Origin of the sequence: Moorena sp. SIO3I8, assembly GCF_010692325.1 — a bacterium.
In the GTDB taxonomy this organism is placed as follows: domain Bacteria; phylum Cyanobacteriota; class Cyanobacteriia; order Cyanobacteriales; family Coleofasciculaceae; genus Moorena.
On record NZ_JAAHHW010000074.1, the window covers coordinates 1 to 19,911 of the forward strand.

The 19,911-nt window shown below is 43.4% G+C and carries 17 protein-coding genes and 1 pseudogene; 10 read left to right on the forward strand and 8 right to left on the reverse strand.

From position 1 onward, the window contains the following. Positions 1-167: 167 nt before the first annotated feature. From recQ to F6K51_RS23755, 3 genes are all read right to left on the reverse strand, one after another. A complete protein-coding gene (recQ, locus tag F6K51_RS23745; protein WP_293024834.1) occupies positions 168-2,297 on the reverse strand; it encodes a DNA helicase RecQ in 2,130 nt (709 codons plus the stop codon). Between the two features lie 80 nt (positions 2,298-2,377). Further along, a complete protein-coding gene (locus F6K51_RS23750; protein ID WP_293024836.1) occupies positions 2,378-5,500 on the reverse strand; it encodes a sister chromatid cohesion protein PDS5 in 3,123 nt (1,040 codons plus the stop codon). Positions 5,501-5,529: 29 nt separating this feature from the next. Then, on the reverse strand, positions 5,530-5,676 hold the full coding sequence (locus F6K51_RS23755) for a hypothetical protein (RefSeq protein ID WP_293024838.1): 147 nt from the start codon (positions 5,674-5,676) through the stop codon (positions 5,530-5,532). Positions 5,677-6,498: 822 nt separating this feature from the next. On the opposite strand from F6K51_RS23755, the gene F6K51_RS23760 reads away from it, so the two are divergent. From F6K51_RS23760 to F6K51_RS23770, 3 genes and pseudogenes are all read left to right on the forward strand, one after another. After that, positions 6,499-6,756 (forward strand): hypothetical protein, encoded by a 258-nt coding sequence (locus F6K51_RS23760; protein ID WP_293024840.1) that lies wholly within the window; start codon positions 6,499-6,501, stop codon positions 6,754-6,756. Between the two features lie 545 nt (positions 6,757-7,301). Next, positions 7,302-7,718 (forward strand): helix-turn-helix domain-containing protein, encoded by a 417-nt coding sequence (locus tag F6K51_RS23765; protein WP_293024842.1) that lies wholly within the window; start codon positions 7,302-7,304, stop codon positions 7,716-7,718. A gap of 67 nt (positions 7,719-7,785) precedes the next feature. Then, positions 7,786-7,962 (forward strand): annotated as a pseudogene (locus F6K51_RS23770) (Uma2 family endonuclease); the annotation flags it as partial. 39 nt (positions 7,963-8,001) lie between these two features. On the opposite strand, the gene F6K51_RS23775 reads toward F6K51_RS23770, so the two are convergent. Beyond that, entirely contained in the window at positions 8,002-8,181 is a 180-nt protein-coding gene (locus F6K51_RS23775) for a hypothetical protein (protein WP_293024844.1), read from the reverse strand. Positions 8,182-8,339: 158 nt separating this feature from the next. Here F6K51_RS23775 and F6K51_RS23780 point away from each other — a divergent pair, with 158 nt between their 5' ends. Further along, the gene (locus tag F6K51_RS23780; RefSeq protein WP_075905805.1) at positions 8,340-8,537 is read left to right on the forward strand and encodes a hypothetical protein; all 198 of its coding nucleotides are present in this window, start codon (positions 8,340-8,342) and stop codon (positions 8,535-8,537) included. Positions 8,538-8,589: 52 nt separating this feature from the next. After that, a complete protein-coding gene (locus F6K51_RS23785; protein WP_293024847.1) occupies positions 8,590-9,438 on the forward strand; it encodes a class I SAM-dependent methyltransferase in 849 nt (282 codons plus the stop codon). A 24-nt stretch (positions 9,439-9,462) separates the two neighbouring features. On the opposite strand, the gene F6K51_RS23790 is transcribed toward F6K51_RS23785, so the two are convergent. Together F6K51_RS23790 and F6K51_RS23795 are read right to left on the reverse strand one after the other, a co-directional pair. Continuing rightward, on the reverse strand, positions 9,463-10,674 hold the full coding sequence (locus F6K51_RS23790) for an RNA-guided endonuclease TnpB family protein (protein WP_293024849.1): 1,212 nt from the start codon (positions 10,672-10,674) through the stop codon (positions 9,463-9,465). Between the two features lie 432 nt (positions 10,675-11,106). Beyond that, positions 11,107-11,619, reverse strand: coding sequence for a hypothetical protein (locus tag F6K51_RS23795; protein WP_293024851.1), 513 nt, complete (start codon positions 11,617-11,619; stop codon positions 11,107-11,109). Positions 11,620-11,806: 187 nt separating this feature from the next. Between F6K51_RS23795 and F6K51_RS23800 the strand changes: the two genes are divergently transcribed. The 3 genes from F6K51_RS23800 (at position 11,807) to F6K51_RS23810 (ending at position 13,826) form a co-directional block, all read left to right on the forward strand. Then, a complete protein-coding gene (locus F6K51_RS23800) occupies positions 11,807-11,968 on the forward strand; it encodes a hypothetical protein (RefSeq protein ID WP_293024853.1) in 162 nt (53 codons plus the stop codon). 203 nt (positions 11,969-12,171) lie between these two features. Further along, on the forward strand, positions 12,172-13,014 hold the full coding sequence (locus F6K51_RS23805; RefSeq protein ID WP_293024855.1) for a hypothetical protein: 843 nt from the start codon (positions 12,172-12,174) through the stop codon (positions 13,012-13,014). Continuing rightward, positions 12,999-13,826, forward strand: a complete 828-nt coding sequence (locus F6K51_RS23810; RefSeq protein WP_293024857.1) for a hypothetical protein — start codon at positions 12,999-13,001, stop codon at positions 13,824-13,826. Before F6K51_RS23805 ends, F6K51_RS23810 begins: the two co-directional genes overlap by 16 nt. 162 nt (positions 13,827-13,988) lie before the next feature. Here F6K51_RS23810 and F6K51_RS23815 read toward each other — a convergent pair whose 3' ends face one another. Continuing rightward, positions 13,989-15,137: a Fic family protein gene (locus tag F6K51_RS23815; RefSeq protein WP_293024859.1), complete on the reverse strand. Its 1,149-nt coding sequence runs from the start codon at positions 15,135-15,137 to the stop codon at positions 13,989-13,991. Between the two features lie 209 nt (positions 15,138-15,346). Between F6K51_RS23815 and F6K51_RS23820 the strand changes: the two genes are divergently transcribed. Next, complete coding sequence (locus F6K51_RS23820; protein ID WP_293024861.1) at positions 15,347-16,822, forward strand: CIA30 family protein; 1,476 nt, start codon at positions 15,347-15,349, stop codon at positions 16,820-16,822. 55 nt (positions 16,823-16,877) lie between these two features. On the opposite strand, the gene F6K51_RS23825 is transcribed toward F6K51_RS23820, so the two are convergent. After that, a complete protein-coding gene (locus F6K51_RS23825; protein WP_293024862.1) occupies positions 16,878-17,660 on the reverse strand; it encodes an RNA polymerase sigma factor SigF in 783 nt (260 codons plus the stop codon). A gap of 960 nt (positions 17,661-18,620) precedes the next feature. On the opposite strand from F6K51_RS23825, the gene F6K51_RS23830 reads away from it, so the two are divergent. Continuing rightward, positions 18,621-19,349 (forward strand): Bax inhibitor-1 family protein, encoded by a 729-nt coding sequence (locus F6K51_RS23830; RefSeq protein WP_293024864.1) that lies wholly within the window; start codon positions 18,621-18,623, stop codon positions 19,347-19,349. The last annotated feature ends 562 nt before the right edge of the window (positions 19,350-19,911 follow it).

Genomic DNA, 19,911 nt, shown 5'->3' on the forward strand with positions numbered 1-19,911 from the left:
AGGAGAGCAAATCTCGGAAGGCTGGTGTGAGAAACTCTCCAAAAGGGAGAAGGAAGCAGAAACCTAAGTCGTGAGTCTTAGGAATCCCCCGCTATAATCTCCGATGAGCGCGGTGGGAGGATGTCAATTCATAATCATCTCTAGTGCTGCGGATAGCAATAAATATATCAATTACCCTGCCGTCGCCACCAAGCACGGACTAGTTTAATGTCGTCATAGGAGTAACTTTCTCCTAAATATTCCCGTAATTGTTTCAGATACTGATCACCCACTTTTTCAATGGCTGTAATAATTGGCTCATGGCGTTCCAATGGTACCAGTCGTTTTAAATCCACTGGCTGATTCATTTCAATTAATTGGCTCAAATGATCTATTATAGTTCTGGTAGTATACCCTCGTTGTTTAGCAATTTCCTCTACACTTAACCCTTGTTGATAGAATTGCAGCGTTTTCATATAGGTACTGGAGGGCAGGGGTTCTGGTAGTTTTTGCTCTTGACAAAATGCCCGAATTTCTGAAATAAATTGCTCGCCATACTGGGTGACTTTATACTGAGTCACACCGGAAAGTTTGGCAAATTGCTCTAAGGTTTTGGGTTTCATCTGTGCCATCAGTTTCAGTGTGGAATCGGCAAACACTACATAGGGCGGAATCGATTGCCGGTCAGCTAGCTGTTTCCTTAGTTTCCGCAGTTTCTCTAGCAGAAGCTCCGCTTCAACTGCTCTAGGGTTAATTTCTCCTAAGGCTTTTTCTACAGATGACTGGGAAATGGGAACATAAACAGAACGTTGTTTGCGCAGGATTTCCCAACTTAGTTTATTGAGCTTCAGCACAGAGTAGCCATCGGTGGTTTGGTCTACTAATCCCTGGTGCAAAAGCGATCGCACTAGAATTTTCCAAGCTTCTACAGTTCTATCCTTACCAATACCATAAGTAGAGAGTAAGTGATGGCCATATTGCTCAATTTTCTTACTTTTTGAGCCCCGCAACACTTGAATAATGTGGTTCATGCCAAACCGTTCCCGACACCGGGCTACACAAGAGAGGAATTTTTGAGCTTCAATAGTCCAATCTTCTAGTGGCTTAGGATAGCAACAGTTATCACATTTCTCACAATTCCCTGGAAACCGCTCACCAAAGTAGCCCAGCAAAATCCGGCGGCGACAATCTGTGCCTTCTGCGTAGTCAACAATCTGATTTAACTGTTGATAGGCAATCCGTTGTTCTTTGGGATCGGGCTTTTGATCAATCAGATAATGAAGCTTTGAGATATCACTAGCGCTATATAAAACCGTACATGTAGCTGGTTCCCCATCCCGTCCTGCTCGTCCCGATTCCTGGTAATAACTTTCGATGTTACGAGGTAAATCGTAGTGAATCACAAAGCGTACATCTGGCTTATTAATTCCCATCCCAAAGGCTACCGTAGCTACGATTACCCGCACATCATCCCGGATAAACCGATTTTGATTGGTTGCCCTAGCCTTATCCGTCATTCCGCCATGGTAAGGTAGGGCAGAAATGCCATCATTCTGTAACCGGAAAGCCACTTCGTCTACGGAACGGCGGCTCGTACAGTAGACAATACCAGAACCTTGGTGAGAACGGATGTGTTGTAATAACTGTTTATAGCTTTGCCGTTGTTTTGGTTGAACGTCGTAGTAAAGGTTAGGGCGATTGAAACTAGCGATGTGAACCTTGGGCTGTCGCAATGCTAGTTGTTGGATAATGTCCTGTTGGACTCGATTGGTAGCAGTAGCGGTCAGGGCCAGCACTGAGCTATGGGGATAGCGGTGACGTAATAGTTTTAGTTGCCGGTATTCTGGGCGGAAATCATGCCCCCATTGTGAGACGCAGTGAGCTTCATCAATGGCAAAGGTGGGAATACCGATTTGCGATCGCACTCTATCCAAAAATGGGATAAACTGCTCTGCTAGTAACCGTTCTGGTGATACGTAGAGTAATTTTATCTTACCCTCAAGGATAGCAGCTTCCCGCGATCGCATTTGTTTGAAGCTCAAGGTGCTATTGATAAAGGTAGCCCCAATGCCATTATCTTCCAAAGATGTCACTTGGTCTTGCATCAAGGAAATCAGAGGAGATACCACAACGGTTAATCCGGGTTTCAGTAGCGCTGGCAGTTGATAGCACAAGGATTTACCACCGCCAGTGGGCATTATTATCAGTAAATCCTGATTTTGCAGCGCCTCTTCAATAATCTGTCGCTGTCCTGGACGGAAACAGTCGTGACCAAAGAAATGTTTAAGGGCATGTTCCAGGGATGGCGACTGTTCCATGGTCGTGAGGGGATTGCGATCGCTTCAGTGTTGGGGATAAGATTATTAGCCTTAAAAACTATAACACAGAGGGCTATGATCTATTCCTCACCTACAACTAAATCCCACAGCACATCAATACCACTGCCCACATAGTCGGAATCCTGGTGTTGTTCAATCCATTCAATTACAGTAGGGAGAATATGATTAGATGTTTTGCCCAATTGACCTAAGGCTTCGCTTGCCCACCGACGCACACGATAATGCTCATCCTGAAGCCTTGGTAAGAGGGCGTTGACTACCGGTTCTGAGCTGTTGCCTAATTTACCCAAGGCTATGGCTGCCCACCGACGTACACGAGAATCATCATCCTGAAGCTGTGCTAGGACGACCTTGACTACGGTTTCTGAACTGTTGCCCAATTTACCTAAGGCCAAGGCTGTCCACCGACGCACACCAACATCGGGATCCTGAAGCTGTGCTAGGAGGGCGTTGACTATGGTTTCTGAGCTATTACCCAATCTGCTCAAGGCATCGGCTGCCCCCCCACGTACACCAGCATCGGGATCCTGAAGCCTTGCTAGGAGGGCGTTGACTACGGTTTCTGAACTATTGCCCAATTTGCCTAAGCCATAGGCTGCCCCCCCACGCACACTAGCATCGGGATCCTGAAGCCTTGCGATTAGAGCCCTTACTACAGTTTCTGACCTGTTGCACAATTTGCCCAAGGCCACGGCTGCCCTCTCACGCACACTAGCATCAGAATCCTGAAGTCGTGCAATTAGAGCCCTTACTACGGTTTCTGAGCTATTGCCCAATTCGCCCAAGGCTATGGCTACCCTCCAACGCACATCAGAATTCTCATCCTGAAACCTTGCTAAGAGGGCGTTGACTACGGTTTCTGAGCTATTGCCCAATTCACCCAAAGCATCGGCTGCCCTCCAACGTACATCAAAATCATCATCCTTTAGCCGTGTCAACAATATTTTAATTACCTGATCTTTTTCCCCTAACTCAGCTCGGTAGTTAAGCAATCGCCACTCATCAATTCGATGGGATTGCTGTTCTAACAATTCCAATACCTGTGCTTGAAAATCGGTTTCATATAAACTACAAATTATCTGAAAAACCTGCTCATCAACCCTCTCACCAACCCGATCTTTACTACTCACTTCTAACTCAAACAACCGCTTCAAAATCTCTTGTACCAACTCAGGAGCAGCACCACGCAAATTCTTCGGGTCTTCTGCCAAACAACTACCAGCAAACAACAAATCACGATGCAACCACTGCTCATAGTTACTCTTATTAGTCAAAACTACCCGAATCGCCCTCGCCGCCTTTTTCGGTTTTTGTTGTGCTATCAGCAATAGTAACACCTCGCGCCAGTGGGAGTCATGCAAATGTTTTCGAATCTCATCCAAAACAATCCCAAAATATCCCTCATTATCCGCCTGATAGTCAATATCTTCAGCACACAAATATTCCTGAAACGTCTTATGGACAAATCCATAACAATTTTGCCCTTGCTCATTCAATAAACCCGTGCGATCGCGAATCAACGTTACAAATGCCTCTGCTTCTTCTTCAGCTTGGTATAATTGCACCTGCTTCAAGGTTTTAATCTGCTGACTCAACTGATCAATCAAATCATCCCGGTCAAGTAAGGTGCCACTGTCGTTATCTTCAACATTGCCCTGGGTATGAATCCAATAAGCCAACAATTCCATCAATCGGCGCAAATCATATAAATCTAGATACTTAAATATTCCATGACTGCTGATTTCTTTGTTAGCATCCCAAGAGGTTAACAAAGTTTTGACAGCGCAATTATAAAGCTCAAACCGTTCTTTGGGCAATACGGCTTGATACCGATGAATTAATGCAATAATTGTCAACAATAACGGATTCCGTGCCAATAGCTTAATCCTGTCATTATCATCCAGAGCCTTTTGTAAACTCTGCTTGCGCCTTTCAGCTTCGGCTTGGTCTTGAAACCTGCTGTTATACCAGTTATCAATAAACGCTGAAATCTTCTGATCATCAAACGGTTCAATTTGATAGTGGGGAAATTCCTCAGTGCGGAAAAAGTCGCGCCGATAGCCAGCCGGTCTAGATGTAATAATAGCGCGATTTCTGTCAAACTGTCCCAAAAAATTCTCGATGCGCCTGACTACATCATTCCGTTTAGCGTCTTCTGCGACTTCATCCAAACCATCTAGCAATATCAACGCCCTACCATCAGACAACCAATGCTCAAAAAATCCTACTGGTAACGGTTTCACTGACATCGTGTTTTCAGCAAATACCCGAGCATAGTCGATCAGGCTTTTATCGAGATTTATCGCAAAATCTCGCATCCTAATTAAAATCGGTAGCCAGTCCGTATCAGCATCTAATCCTAAAATCTCAGGATTTTGCTGAGCCAACATTACTGCAAAATAACTCATCAAGGTGGTTTTTCCCGAGCCTGGCGCACCCAATATCACCACTCGTCTCGACTGACTTTGGCTCAATAACTGCTCCGCCAAGAATTTCCGGCCAGTTGTCTTTGCCAATAGTGCTATTTCTGAGGTTTCCCCACTACCAGCTGCTAACCAATCCCGTTCCCAAGCGCCAGCAGTTGATAGGTCTTCCACCACATCTGGCATTACAAAAATTTGCGCTAACTTCTCCGATTTTTCTACTTCTTGCCCAGGCACAGCAATGCCAGCAAATTTAACATCATCAAACCAGTTAGCTAGCTGCTCACAATAATCCTGTTTAGCTACCTGAAATTTTAGATAAGTATCCGTCTGCTGAAAATAAGCATTAATAAATTTCTCTATCCAAGGCTTAATACTATCTTGATTCAGTTTAATGTCATTGGCTTCAGCTTGCTGTTGAAATACCGTGCTTAAAATCTCCCGATCAGGCTTACCTTGATTAAGTAAGGGTTTCTGTAATTCCGCCACAACAGCCGAATTAGTAAAATAGTCGCGCAAAAAATTATTAACTCCATTCCAGCCATCCGGTCTAGCGCGAAAAAATAAGCGCTGGCTCGGATCCCGTTGTTTTTCCCATTGCTTAACTGCCTCTTCTCCCGCTTTGATTGCCTTCTCTACATCGCTTTTACTCAGAGCTTGACTTAAGCTATCCCATCCTTGTCCCGAAACAATCTCTAACAACGATTCCCCTATTTTCGGGATTGCCCAACCGGCTAATACTGACAAGGGTTCTATCATTGATCTCTAGTTATCGTTAATTATATTAATTATAACAATTTAGGGAGTAGGGAGTAGGGAGTAGGGAGTAGGGAGTAGGGAGTAGGGAGTAGGGAGTAGGGAGTAGGGAGTAGGGAGTAGGGAGTAGGGAGTAGGGAGTAGGTAACAGGTTTTTTGCGTGGGTTTGGATCCCCCATTATCCCCCTTAATAAGGGGGACTTTTCAGATAGATTTCCAGGCTCCCCCCTTAGCTAAGGGGGGCTGGGGGGGATCAATCTAGTAAATGCGATAGAAAGTTCGATACTCTGAAATATCCCCTACTATAACACATAATTATTCTCTCAACTTAAATGCTATCCCATAATTAAACTCTCAACTTAAATGCTATCCCAGTATTACGGGATTAATTTAATAAACTTAATGATCTCAACTAACAGATAAGTGATGGCATGGCAGCTACACTATACTTTTAAAGCTAAGATAATTTATTGGTAATTATGTTCGATTAGTTTAACTATAGCAATTTAGGGAGTCGGGTTTTTTGCATGGATTTGGATCCCCCATTATCCCCCTTAATAAGGGGGACTTTTCAGATAGATTTCCGGGCTCCCCCCTTATTAAGGGGGGCTGGGGGGGATCAATCTAGTAAATGCGATAGAAAGTTCGATACTCTGAAAGATAAGCTACGCGAACACATAATTATTCTATCAAATTAAATGCTATCCCAGAATTAAACTCTAACTCAAATACTATACCATAATTACCGTATTAATTTAAAAAAATATGATGTTGACTAAGTAATAAATGATGCTTAAACAGCTTATTATAAGTTTAAAACTAATAAATTCATCGAATATGACGCTACGCGATTGGCCGTAGGCCACGCTAAAAGCGATCGCTTTTTTTTAAATAACCCTAAAAAAAATTTTTACCGCTAATTTAAAAAATGTCAAAATAGTTGACAAAATAAAAAATATTTATCTATAATAAAATTGTCCCAAAAAACAACAAAAAAACTTATGGACATCGAAAACTTTCTCGCAACTTTTGAGTATAATCCCAACAATCCTAATCTCCCTGAATTATCTGGCCAAGCCCAGCCAGGACGGGAGCAAATCAAACATATATTGATCGGTTCTCCCAAAACCGTGCGGGTCACAATCTATAATCTTTATAGCCGTGGCTACGCACAAGTTCATGAGTGGAGCACTCCTCAACCTACCGGAAATTCTGGTGAGGTGATCAGTATATTGATTCGACATCTGTTGGTAGATTAAGATAGCAACTTGCCAGGGATGCCAATCCCTGGCGACAGGTCAAAACTCAGGAGAAAGTACGAAGTCTGAAACCTAAGTTGGTATGTTGTTGATTTGGTGAACATATAGTCAAGAATCCTAGGGCTCTTGACTATTAAAAGAAATAATTCGGTCAAGCATTGGAATTAACCAGGACTTGACCGAATTTTTTTTTGTTGAGGGAACAGGGAACAGGGAACAGGGAATCGGGAATCGGGAATCGGGAATCGGGAATCGGGAATCGGGAATCGGGAGATTTTATATATCTGAGTGCGTAAGTCCTGTCATTCTCAAATCAAGACTTAATTGCGACAGTGCAATAGTTTTTTTAAAGTTTCCACGCTTAACACCCTTATCACCCCTTGTGATAGTGCAATAGTTTTTTCTAACCACCCTTACCACACTTACTGCACCTTGCGACAATGCAATAGTTTTTTTTCAAACACCCACATCACCTATATAACCCATTGCATCTTTTCAAAAATTGTGTTAAAGTAACAATATCGTTAAAACAATGGTTTTTCGCCATGATGATTTCTACCGCACAAGCCGCTGAATTACTAGGTATCTCTGCCACTCGCGTCCGTTTCCTTTTGAGCAAGGGCAGAGTCAAAGGAGCGTATAAGGTTGGTAGAACTTGGGTGATTCCCTTATTTGACGGTATGCCAGTGGTCACCCCTGGTACTCGTGGACCGAAGCGGAATTGGTCAAAGCGTACACAGTACACTAAAGCTGTGATCCACGTGAATCAAAAAGTGATTCGCCAAAATCACAACACCGGCGAACGCAATCCGGTGATTACCGTAAAACGTGGCTCTAAAAACATTTATGGTCATACGGTTGAAGTCAATGGCCCTTGTCGGGTCATGTATCGCCCAGATGATCCCCTAAATTGTGGAGCACGGGTATGGATTGAGACGATTTCTGATTTTAAAGTTAGCTGAGCAAGGTCTAAGTTATTTAGTGATAGCGCTACGCCCTGGGAATTGGGAATAGCGATGAGACAACCTCTTAGGTGGTAGGCGATTTATTGGCAATCCCAAACAACCTACTTTATCGGTTTACCAATTGATAGATGGCGAATATAACGTTAGTCAGTTCCGAGGAGCTAACCGTATTTTATCCTCAACCTTTCCAGAGTTAAGGTTAAATGCTGAACAGGTTTTTCAAGCGGTCAGTTATCAGTAGTAGTTACTATAAAAGGAATAGGAACTAGGAAAATTCGGATCAGTATAAAAGAGATGCTATGGTGCGATGGCATAGCGGCTCTTTGCTGAGCATCCCATTAGTATTAACCATTGGCATTAACTTTTGTGCGATCGCATTATCATTAACCGTTGTGTCTAGGCATCCTTGAACTCTCCCCCCCACACTACCCACACTACCCACACTACCCACACTACCCACACTCTTCCCCGGTGAGGATCAATCCTCCTGACTGGCTTGGGGGAAAATAGTGAGCTGATTTGGAATAACCTAATCTGGTATTGTAACAATTTAAATTTAAGATTTGGTTAATTAAAGGTAAAATCAGGTGGACATTGGGAGTATAGATAGTGATTGAGATGCTCAAAGTAGGAACCTTAGTTCGAGTGATTTATCCTGATTATGTTGCGGGTCTTTCGGGTCGTATTGAAGCACAGGAAGAATCCGGTCGTTGGATAGTCAGATTAGAGGAAAATCCATTTGAGCAGAATGATCAACCATTTATACTATCTCTAGATGAGTCAGACTTTGAAGTGATAAAGCCTCCTTCATTGTAGTTAAGCTAGTTATTATATTTTCTAGTTATCAGATTTTCCATTTCCACCAAGCATGAAACACCAGATAAGTATAAATGAGTTCAAAGAAAACGTTAAAGCTGACTTTAACACCAGACCAAACTATGATCAAGGAAGCTTTCACCCTCGGCTAGCCAAGGGTCTAGTAGAACTATCCCACCTGAAAACTGGACAACGAATTCTAGATATTGCTACCGGCACAGGTTTAGTAGCAATTCTTGCCGCCAAAATTGTCGGTGCTTCTGGAGCTGTTGTCGGTGTAGATATTTCCTCAGGCATGCTCAATCTAGCCCAACGAAAAGTTAAAGCCGAAGGTCTCAACAACATCGAATTTATAGAAGCAGATGCAGAAAATTTCAACTTCCAAGATAATAGTTTCGATAGGATTCTATGTTCTTCAGCCATTGTATACTTAACAGATATCCCTGCTGCTTTACGCCAGTGGTATCGCTTCCTAAAACCAGGAGGATTAGTCGGATTTTCCTGTTTTGCCGCAAACGCCTTCCCCACAGGGGGTCTGTTTCGAGAAAAAGCACGAGACTATGGCATTGTAATTCCTAATCCCAATGGACCCCTTGGTAGTCCCGAGAAATGTCACCAGCTACTCACCGAAGCAGGTTTTCAAGACATCAACGTCAAAACCGATCAACTTGGTTACTACAGCAGTGATATTAAAACAGTAGCAGCAAACTCTTGGCGGGGAAACTCAAAGAGTGCCTTTGGCGCGGAAATTTTCCAGCTTTCTCCAGATAAATTAGCACAATTCAAAAATGAATTCTTTGCAGCCGTTGAGCGATTAGCCACAGCAAAAGGCATTTGGATAGATATTACAACGTTTTTTGTTTTCGCCAGGAAATCGGTAACATTTTCTATTATTAAATAATCCCTAGATTTGACACTCCCCGGTCTAAAGACGCGGGGATTCTTCGCTCAACGACCCGACTTGCTGAACCTGGCCGGAACCAAGAACAGTAGAGGTTAGATCTCCCGAAGCGTTCGGATCTATGATCCAGGTTCCGGTGTGCCCCACCGTACCCAAGGCTCTTTTAAGAATGTTTATTGCAGCGTTGTGGTCTCTATCTAACTCACATCCACACTTACAGATATGGGTTCTAGTAGACAAAGACTTTTTGACCACCTCACCGCATTCAGAACAATTTTGGCTTGTATAGTCAGGATTCACCGCAACGGTGACTCTGCTAAACTTTTTGCCAAAGTGTTCTAACCATTTCCTAAATTGATACCAACCTGCGTCATTAATAGATTTAGCTAGACAATGGTTTTTAACCAGGTTTTTAACCCTCAAGTCTTCATAGGCTACCAGATCGTTAGATCGGACTACGCAACGTGCAAGTCTCTTTGCATGTTCTTCACGCTGCCTACTTATTTTGAGGTGCTGTCTACCTAATCTATTAATGGCTTTCTTTCGGTTAGATGAGCCTTTCTTTTTACGAGAAACTCGACGTTGATAAAACTTTAATCGCTTTTCCCCTTTTCTATAGAAGCGGGGATTGGGTTCAGGATGACCATTAGAATCAGTGTAGAAGTCTTTTAGTCCTACATCTAGTCCAATAGTTGTTCTAGATGGCTCTAGATCTTCTTTTATATCTACTGATACGCAGAACTGAACATAGTACCCATCAGCTCTTTTGACTATGCGAACTCGCTTAATTTGCTTCTTATCGAAGCGCCACAAGTCCCAAGTGCCTTTGAGCTTTAGCTTCCCAATCCCTTTTTTATCGCTGAAGGTGATTGATTTTTGATCAGGAGATAACTTCCATCCTGACTGCTTATACTCAACCGACCTACAGCGTTTCTGGAAACGAGGATAGCCCTTTTTGCCAGAGACTTTCTTTTTACAGTTCTCAAAGAAGCGAGATATTGATGACCATGCTCTCTCAGCCGCAGCTTGGCGAGCAGTAGAGTTTAATTTATTTGCAAACGGGAATTCTTTAGCTAGTATCTTAGAGTACTTACTAAGATCATATTTTCCTATCCCTTTGTTATCCATCCATAGACGTATGCAGCTATTACGAATAAATTTGACTGTCCGAATAGCCTCATCTATAGCTTGATACTGAGAAAACTTCCCGTATGCTTTAAACTCTAATATTATCATCAGAATTCGACCTCTTCTGTTACATTTTTATCTTAACGTATTTAGCGTAAACTGTCACAAGTCATCTTTTCTCACGGCGACTAAAGTCGCTATGGGCTTTCATCCCGGAGACGAAACCTTAGAATAGGGCAGCCTTAATCATAAAGTTTTAAACCTTTTATGCATAGCCGACCAACCATAAAGGCTGCCCTATTCTTGCGGTAACTTCTAACCCGGTTTAAAAACGCGGGGCTTTCAGCCTAGGGAGTTCCGTAAGGATTAAGCTATCAGCTATCAGCTATCAGCTAATGCGCTAGGTCACAGCGTCGAAGCCTGTGCCACGCTACTTGAGATCCGAACAGCTTGTGAATAAAATAAGCTGACTGCTGACTGCTGACTGCTGACTGCTTACCTTAGGTTTTTAAAGGTAAAACATTGCACTATTGCTATTATTTATTTTTCTGTTTGTTCTTCCTCCACCACTGGTATTGATTCTGTAGCACCTTCTGCTGAGTAGCCTGAAAATTTAGCCAATTGCTCTAAGGACAGCATACCTGGGTAAAACCGACCATTAATTTCCCAAGTTGGAAAGGCTCTGATCTTCGCTTCAATACAGAGGTTAGTTTGGGAGATTTCAGCCCTTCGGTCACATTCAATATAATTAATTTGCTTAAATGCCTCACCAAACATTTGCTTCTGCTTTGTGCAATAGGGACACCAGTAAGCCCCATACATTTTAGCACCAATTTTGTTCAAATGATCAGATAAAGAGGTGGCTGAAGGGGTAACTGGGAGTTCAGGAGCAGGGGATTCTAGGGTTAGTGTTGTCGGGGTAGGGGGTGAGGGTTCTCCTAAAGACGATTCGGCAGCTACTGTCAGTAGGGCAAGACTAGAAATCACCCAGACAGTCTTATTTAAATGACGGATAAATATCCATGGGAGTTTAATGCTAGGTTTTGCATTCATAGTTTGTAGGGTATATATTGGAATTATCCAGGGAATTAATCACTTCTTTACCGTTTTAACCTAATCTTATATGAAACTACCAAATCTTTATTAACGAGATCTAACGTCTCTAGTTTCTTTGCTTACCAGGCTGTCAGCAAATTATAGGGCTGATCATAGTAATGAGGTAAACAGGATTTTTTTCCACTTGCGAAGTTCTCTACTCCCTACTCCCTACTCCCTACTCTCTACTCCCTCCCTAAAACCTAGGACAAGGTACCTCAACCAATTCAAAACTGATAAGCGTGTTTCTAAATCAGATGTAAACCTAGGAGGTCTTTTTTTATTATCCAATAAAACTCCAGTCTAGCATGCATGCCTCTTGCCTTTTGCCTTTTAAAGCAATACCTGTGTTTAGAACCCAGATAAAAACGGGCTTATCACATTGCCATACCTCTGAAGCTGAACGCGCACGCGTGCGCGTAGCGCATATGCTTACTTTTCTGGAATTAACCTCAGCATCAGTGAATTATATAATAACTAATCATCACTCTTTTTCATAAACAGGCAACTATGGTCAAACGTTTGCTTACCAAAGACATGCTCGACTTTGACGCTCCAGATCAAGTCAAGGATGTTATCCAACCTCAAGGGCGTCCACCGGAAACAGACCCTACTCTGGGTATCCGTCCGGAATTAAGTATTGAAGTCAACCAACAGCCAGGCACTCCCCGACATCGACTGGTCACGATTGGTGATTCCCTCAGCCAGGGCGTCCAGAATGGAGCAATTTTTAAAACTGATCTGTCCTATCCCATGATGATTGCTCAAGAAATGGGTTGGGAAGAACACCTGCGCCGTCCCAGCCAATATGGTGAATTTGGTGGATTGCCCCTGAATCTGGAGTATTTAGTTAGGCGGTTAGAGGCACAGTTTGGTGACCAGATACAGTGGTGGGAATTAGGACCGGCTCTGTTTTCAATCCGCGCATGGATGGATGACATAGAAGATTATTGGGAACGGGGTCCTGGTTGGCAAGGGGGCGTTGGCTCTACTGTTGCTATGGACAAAGGGATTAACCATAATCTTGCTATTTATGGGTGGAATCTCACAGACATTATCTCTAATGATGCAGATACTCTCAGAAACGCAATCCAGGCACCAACGGATGATCTATTGCGGCAAATCGTTGAGAATGCTAACGAACATGGGGCATTGAGGGTTTTGGACTCCGCACGGGATTCAGAGGGTAAAGCACTGACCCCAGTCCAAGCTGCGGTAGCACTAGGGCAAGAAGGAAGTTTAGAAAACGGTCAGGGAGATGGTATTGAAACCCTCATGGTCATGATTGGGGCGAATAATGCCATGGGCAGCATTGCTCAACTACAGGTCAGATGGAGTTGCGATCGCGATTGAACGCACCCCAGCCCAATCAGCGACCTACGGTCTGGTGTCCGGAAGATTTCAAAGCTGAATTGGATCAAGTAGTGGAGCAAATCAAGCAAATTAAAGCTCGCCATGTCATTTGGGCTACAGTTCCCCATGTCACCATTGCGCCCATTGGTCGTGGAGTAGGACATAAGATGGCTACTGGCTCGCGATACTTCCCCTACTACACCCGTCCTTGGATTAGCGACGAAGATTTCGACCCCAACCGTGACCCGCACATTACCGCACAACAAGCCCGAGCAATTGATAGCGTCATTGACCAGTACAACGAATATATTGCTGATGCTGTACGTCAGGCTCGAAAAGAAGGTCGAGATTGGTATTTATTTGAATTAGCAGGATTACTGGATTGCTTAGCTTATCGACGTTATATTGAAGACCCCGACGCCAGACCAGATTGGTGGACTCCCTATCAGCTACCACCCGAACTGGAAGCTCTTTCACCAGTACCGGATACTCGCTTTTTTAGATCCGATGCTACTGGTCGCACCAGCGGTGGTTTCTTCACCCTAGATGGCATTCACCCCACTACCATTGGCTACGGTATCGTTGCTCAAGAATTGATCACCATTATGCAGCAACAAGCTGGTGTCAAGTTTTATCGCAAAGACGGTTCCACAGAGCGTGATGATCCAGTCAAGATCAATTTCCAGCGCCTGATTGCTCTAGATACCTTGATTTCCGACCCACCGAAATCTTTATCGAGTAGTCTGAAATGGCTCGATTGGCTCGATCAGAACTTGCAGATTTTCCAGCGCTTACTGAGAAAGAGTAATTGAAAACTGAAGAATTAAGAATGAAGAATGCAGAATGAATAAATTCTAAGTTCTAAATTATAAATTATTCATTCAACTAGGGATTAAACTAGTGATTAATTTCAAGGCGAATAATTTAGCAATCTATCCAATTGATGGGTTGAATCAATACTTAGGGTGAAGTTGCTAAGATTCCTTAAAAATATCTAAGTATGGAGCGTAAGCAAAAGCGCGATTACGTTTTTGCCCGGTAATTTCTTCTAAAAGACCAACATCACACAGATCATTCACTAATTTGTTGGCATTAGGATATGTGCGTTTAATAATTTCTTGAACCTGTTCAACAGTGATAATTGGTCTAAAATAAAGGCTATCTAGCAGTACTATAGCCTGTCCGGCTCGATTACCCATGGTATTGAGGAGTAGTTGATGATGTTCTTCCTTCATGGTGACTATGTTGCGGGCAGTAGCGGACGCTTCTTGAGCGACTTCGTAAACACCACGCAGAAAGAACTTTAGCCAGCCTTCCCAATTGCCACTATCTCTGACAGCTTGAAGTCGGTCATAGTATTCAGAGCGATATTTCTTGAAATAGTAAGAGAGATATAAAAGTGGGCGCTTGAGTATATTCTGCTCACATAGAAGAAATGTAATTAGTAGACGCCCCGTTCTGCCATTGCCATCAAGAAAAGGGTGAACTGTCTCGAACTGAGCATGAGCCAATCCAATTTTGAGCAAAGCGGGCATTGGTTTTGAATCATACAAAAACTTTTCTAGATTATCTAAAGCTTGTGCCATTTCATGGGGTGGAGGTGGAACGTAAGTAGCGTCTTTGAGGGAACATCCTTTAGAACCAATCCAATTCTGGGTACGACGAAACTCACCTGGAGCTCGCTCAGAACCTCGCACTCCTTGCATTAACTTCTGGTGTATTTCCCGAATCAGGCGCAAACACACAGGTAAATCCTTCAAGCGCTCAAGACCGTGGTTAATAGCAGCGATATAGTTAACCACCTCAGCCACTTCTTGAGGATTATCTGGTTCGAGTGTTTGGAATTCAAATTCCAGAACATCTATCAAAGATGCCTGTGTTCCCTCAATCTGACTCGACAAAACCGCTTCTTTGCGAACATACATAAACACAAATAGGTCAGGGTTAGGCAGAGCATCTGTTGATCCATCTAGCCTACCCAGTGCACGATCCGCCTGAGATAGAAGCTGCCACATCTCGTCATCCATAATGATGTCAGGCACAGGCGGCAACAGATTCGGTATGAAAGCTTTATATCCACTAAGCTGATCCACATACTGACCTGCTCTGTTAGCGCTAACCATTATTATCAGTTTCGTTAATACTGAATAACTTTCAGCTCTATATTAACGAAAAGCATGGCTTTTCGTTAATAAGCGTATAAATCAAAATTTCTATGATATAATTACCAGATCGAAAAAATCCACTGAAGGGATCCAGTACTATGCTCAAGGTAACCTTCAGAGTCACTCAGATTTCGATAAACTGAATAAAAAATGCACTTGAGGCGATTATGACCCAAAACAATCGCTCCCCATGGGATGCTGGCAGATTCATACAAACCCTAAGCTACTTTGAGGTTATCCCTTTCCTGAGCTGCCTACAGCGATTATTCACAGGTCGTGCCAATAATCAAAAATCGAGCCAAGGTAAAGACAAAGATATGGGAGTAATACTGGTAGCTGGGGCAACTGGCGGTGTAGGTAAGCGAGTGGTTCGCCGTCTGCTTGAGCAGAATTATCCTGTACGTGCCCTAGTTATAAATGCCGAGAAAGCTAGGGAAATCCTTGGGGATAACCTGGAACTATTTGAGGCAGATATCACTAATCCAGACACCTTGACTCCAGCACTGTACAAGAACATTACTGCTGTAGTGTGTTGTACGGGAGCGCAGGTGCAATCCATAGAAGGAGACACCCCGAACCAGGAAAAATACGATCAGGGCATCAAGTTCTATAGGCCAGAAGTGGTCGATAGCCCTGAACTAGTGGAGTATCAGGGTATCAAGAACTTAGTACAAGCCGCAGCCGAGTCTCTCGAACCAGGCAAACAACTCCTATTTGACTTCCAAAACCCTTCCGATGACTTACAAGAAACCTGGGGTGCTGTGGATGATGTAGTAATGGGTGGTGTCAGCGAGAGTTCAATTCGCCTCATCGACAAGGCTGCCCTGTTTACTGGCAATGTCTCAACGGCAAATTCTGGGGGCTTTGTGTCAGTACGCACCCGCAATCTCCCAACTCCCCTCAACTTAGCTGAGTACGAAGGACTAGAACTGCGAGTTAAAGGGGATGGTCAACGGTATAAATTTATATTGCGTAATGAATCGAAATGGGATGGAATTGCCTACTGCTATTCCTTCGACACCCAGAAAGATCAGTGGATGAATGTTTCGATTCCCTTTGCTGATTTGATTCCGGTATTTCGAGCCAAAACCTTGAAAGATGCTGCTCCCTTCAACCCCAGTCGCATCTGTGCTATACAGCTAATGCTGAGTAAATTTGAATATGATGGCGCGCTCAACCCAAAATTTGCTCCAGGTTCTTTTGTCCTACAGCTGGAAACTATTAAAGCCTATGGGGGTATCACCAAGCCCCAATTCATTATGATTAGCTCAGCCGGGGTAACTCGTCCAGGTCGTCCAGGAATTAACCTCGAGGAAGAACCACCAGCGGTACGAATGAACGACCAACTGGGGGGAATTCTAACCTGGAAACTCCGGGGAGAAGAAGCAGTTCGCGACAGTGGTGTTTCCTATACCATCATCAGACCTTGTGCTTTGACAGAAGAGCCGGGAGGTCAAGCCTTAGTGTTTGCTCAAGGAGACAATATCCGAGGTAAAGTAAGTCGGGAAGATATTGCTGAACTTTGTGTTCAGGTACTAGAGCAACCCAAGGCTTGTAATGTCACCTTTGAAGTCAAAGAAGCAACTGATGGTTTGCGAGACTGGCAAACTCTCTTTTGCGATATCAATACCGACAGCAATTAAGTATAAGGAAATTCGAATTGAGAATTAAGAATTAAGAATTAAGAATTAATTCTTCCTAACTTGCCAGACGCTCCGATGCTTGAGATTTCATCAGGGTAACCAACTCTTGAAGTCCTCTTTTGACATGCCGCGTCACTGTCATCGGACTCACTCCAATTCGTTTAGCTGCCTCCTTGCGGGGGAGTTCTCGTAAGAAAACAAACTCTATAGCTGCCTGAGTTTTATCTTCTAGCTGACTCAAGGCACCGTGGAGCTGTTGTCGGTCTTCTTCCCAATAGTGTAAATTTTCTTCATAGTAATCCGGTAGAGTCTCTCCTAAAGTCATGGGTTGATCGACCTTCTGAGAAACCGTGGCATCCAAACTTAAAGGCAAACGATTTTGAACTGCCAACTTACTTTCCTGCCACTCTTGCAGTGATACATCCAAAGCCTTAGCAATTTCTTCATCTCTGGGGAAGCGTCCCAAGTTAGTTGCTAAGTTTTTGCTGACTCTTTTCCCTGCCTGCTGCAGTTCCTGCCATCGGCGAGGAATCTTGACCAGAGAACCCCTGTCGCGCAAGAAATGTAGCATCTCACCGCGAATGTAAGGCACTGCTAAGGAACTGAATGCACAACCTTGATGGGGGTCGAACCGCTCAATAGCACGAATCAAGCCGATGTAACCCATTTGCTCGAGGTCTTCATAAGGTTCAGCACACTTCTGGCTGACTATATGAGCAATCTTCCTCACTAACCCAGCATTTAATCTTACTATCTGATTGCGAAGTTGAATTGATGGATTTCGGTAGTACGCAATCAGAAGTTCCATTCCTTGAAAACCAACAGACCCAATAGCCATTCTCAAAATATCCCAGAAGTGGAAACCTATTTACGACACGAGGCTTAGCCTAAGCAATTAATCTTCTTCAACTCATTGTCTGTAGAGATTATCTTTGCTACTATGGTCTTTTTACTGAAAAAACAAACTACCGTTTTTGTTTTCTCTGTACAATCACGCAAATTTAAACGCCAAGGCCAAGATAGTGATAAATTCCTATACCGTCTTCAATTTGGTATAATATATAACCTAATGACGCGCAAGTGGCAACTAGCAAAAAGTGGCAACTAGCAAAAAGTGGCAACTAGTACTCTGTCAATTTAGTTTTGAGGGTTAGGGCAAGGTTAATGGTATTAGATATTAGGTATTAGATATTAGGTATTAGGTGTTAGGTATTAGGTGTTAGGTATTAGGTGTTAGGTAAGCATTCAGCTATCAGCTATCAGCTATCAGCTATCAGCTATCAGACCAATTAAAGTAGGGTGGGCAAAGTAGTATAATCTCGAATACTCAAAACAAGCAAACTGTTTTTGCCCACCCTACAAGCTATCAGACCAATTAAAGTAGGGTGGGCAAAGTAGTATAATCTCGAATACTCAAAAGAACCAAACTGTTTTTGCCCACCCGACAAGCTGCTATCAGCACCTCAAGTATCAGCCATTCGCGTAGCGTGGCCAAGGCTGACGGCTGACCGCTGACCGCTGACCGCTGACGGCTGAATGCTTACGCTATCTTTGAATAAAATAAGCACCTCAAGTAGCGTGAGCTTTTACCTCACGGCTGACCGCTGACGGCTGAATGCTTACGCTGTTAGGTATTAGGTATTCGGAAAAAGTATAGTTTACCCCTCAATTAAATTTGGACGGAGTACTAGGCAAGTCGGTTTTCCGTCCTGCCACAAGATTGCGGATATGGTTCAAAATAGGAGTAGTTATCAATCAATCCTGATACTTTATCCAGAAAATTCTTGACTAAAATCTCATGAGTAGTACCAGTAACTTTCGTCAAGCAATTCGTGAATCTCAAGGTCGAGCCCTAGTTGGTCCGAATGTTATTGCTAACGCCCTGCCCTTCCTGGGTGGTGGACTAGTCTTAACTGCACTAGGTGTCTATGGTGGTCTGGGAGTGATTTCAAGCAACCCAGGGCTATTTATGACCACCATCTGGCTTGCCCTAATTGCCGAACTTATTCTTTTCTTCGTTGCCCGTGGTGTGGCTGAGAACGGAAACAACACTGTAGCTTTGCCTCTTCTAGCTACTTACAGTCTCTTGTCCGGCTACACCCTCAGTGGCTTAATATTCGTTGCCCTAGGAACAGGGGGTGTGGGCATGCAAGGCATTGCCATTGCTGCCTTTGGCTGTGGTGTTGCCTTTATGGCTGGCCGTCAAATTGGCTCTAATCTCTCAGAGGAAGATGGCTTTGCTTTAGCCAAAACCGTCCAGATGGGTATGATTGCCTTGCTGGTGGTCTTGGTGGCTCAGCTAGTTTTATCCTTCTTTGGTGTATACACACCCAGCTTTCTAGAAATTGCTATCTCTGGCATCGGTGTGGTTATTTTTGCGGGTGCGGCTGTAGTGGATTTCTTCATCCTGCCTCGCGCCTATCGTGATGACCAGTATCTACCTGCTGCCCTGTCAATGTACTTGACCTATATTAACTTGTTCGTGTTCATTTTGCGGCTGCTGATTGCTCTTAATGGTCGCGACTAAGACAGTGCTAGACGATAGAACCTGATCGGGGACGGTAATGCTGTACCCCGATTTTTTTCTATACACCTATTAAATAGGAAAAAAACCCTGAAACTCTTTTACCTTCTGCCTTCTGCCTTGCTGCTGTGCAATTTAAATGCACAACAGCTTAGACGTCATATAGAAGCCATAAACCCGAACAGAGGCTGAAATACAGCATCATGGCCAGTAAATTTGATTTGTGCCCCTATTGCTGCCTACAGGCCAGCAATAGGGGCAAGTCCTGTTCTGAAGCGGTTTTGTGATAGTACGGAAATGTTGCTGAACTCCGAATCCCTAAGGAAATGGCAATATCAAAAGTGAGCGCTATTTATGGTAAAGTTTATGATAAAGTTTGAAATCGATATGTTATAGAAAAGAAGCAAGGTATTGTGTAGTATTAAGCGTGATTATTGGAGTAAATCAAATCGATTTTTATATCAATGAATATTGGGTTTTTATTAACAGTTTAAAAACTTATACTCGATTAATTTAAAACGTTTTGGGGGAATTTGATTCAATGTTCAATTACGTTTTAACATTG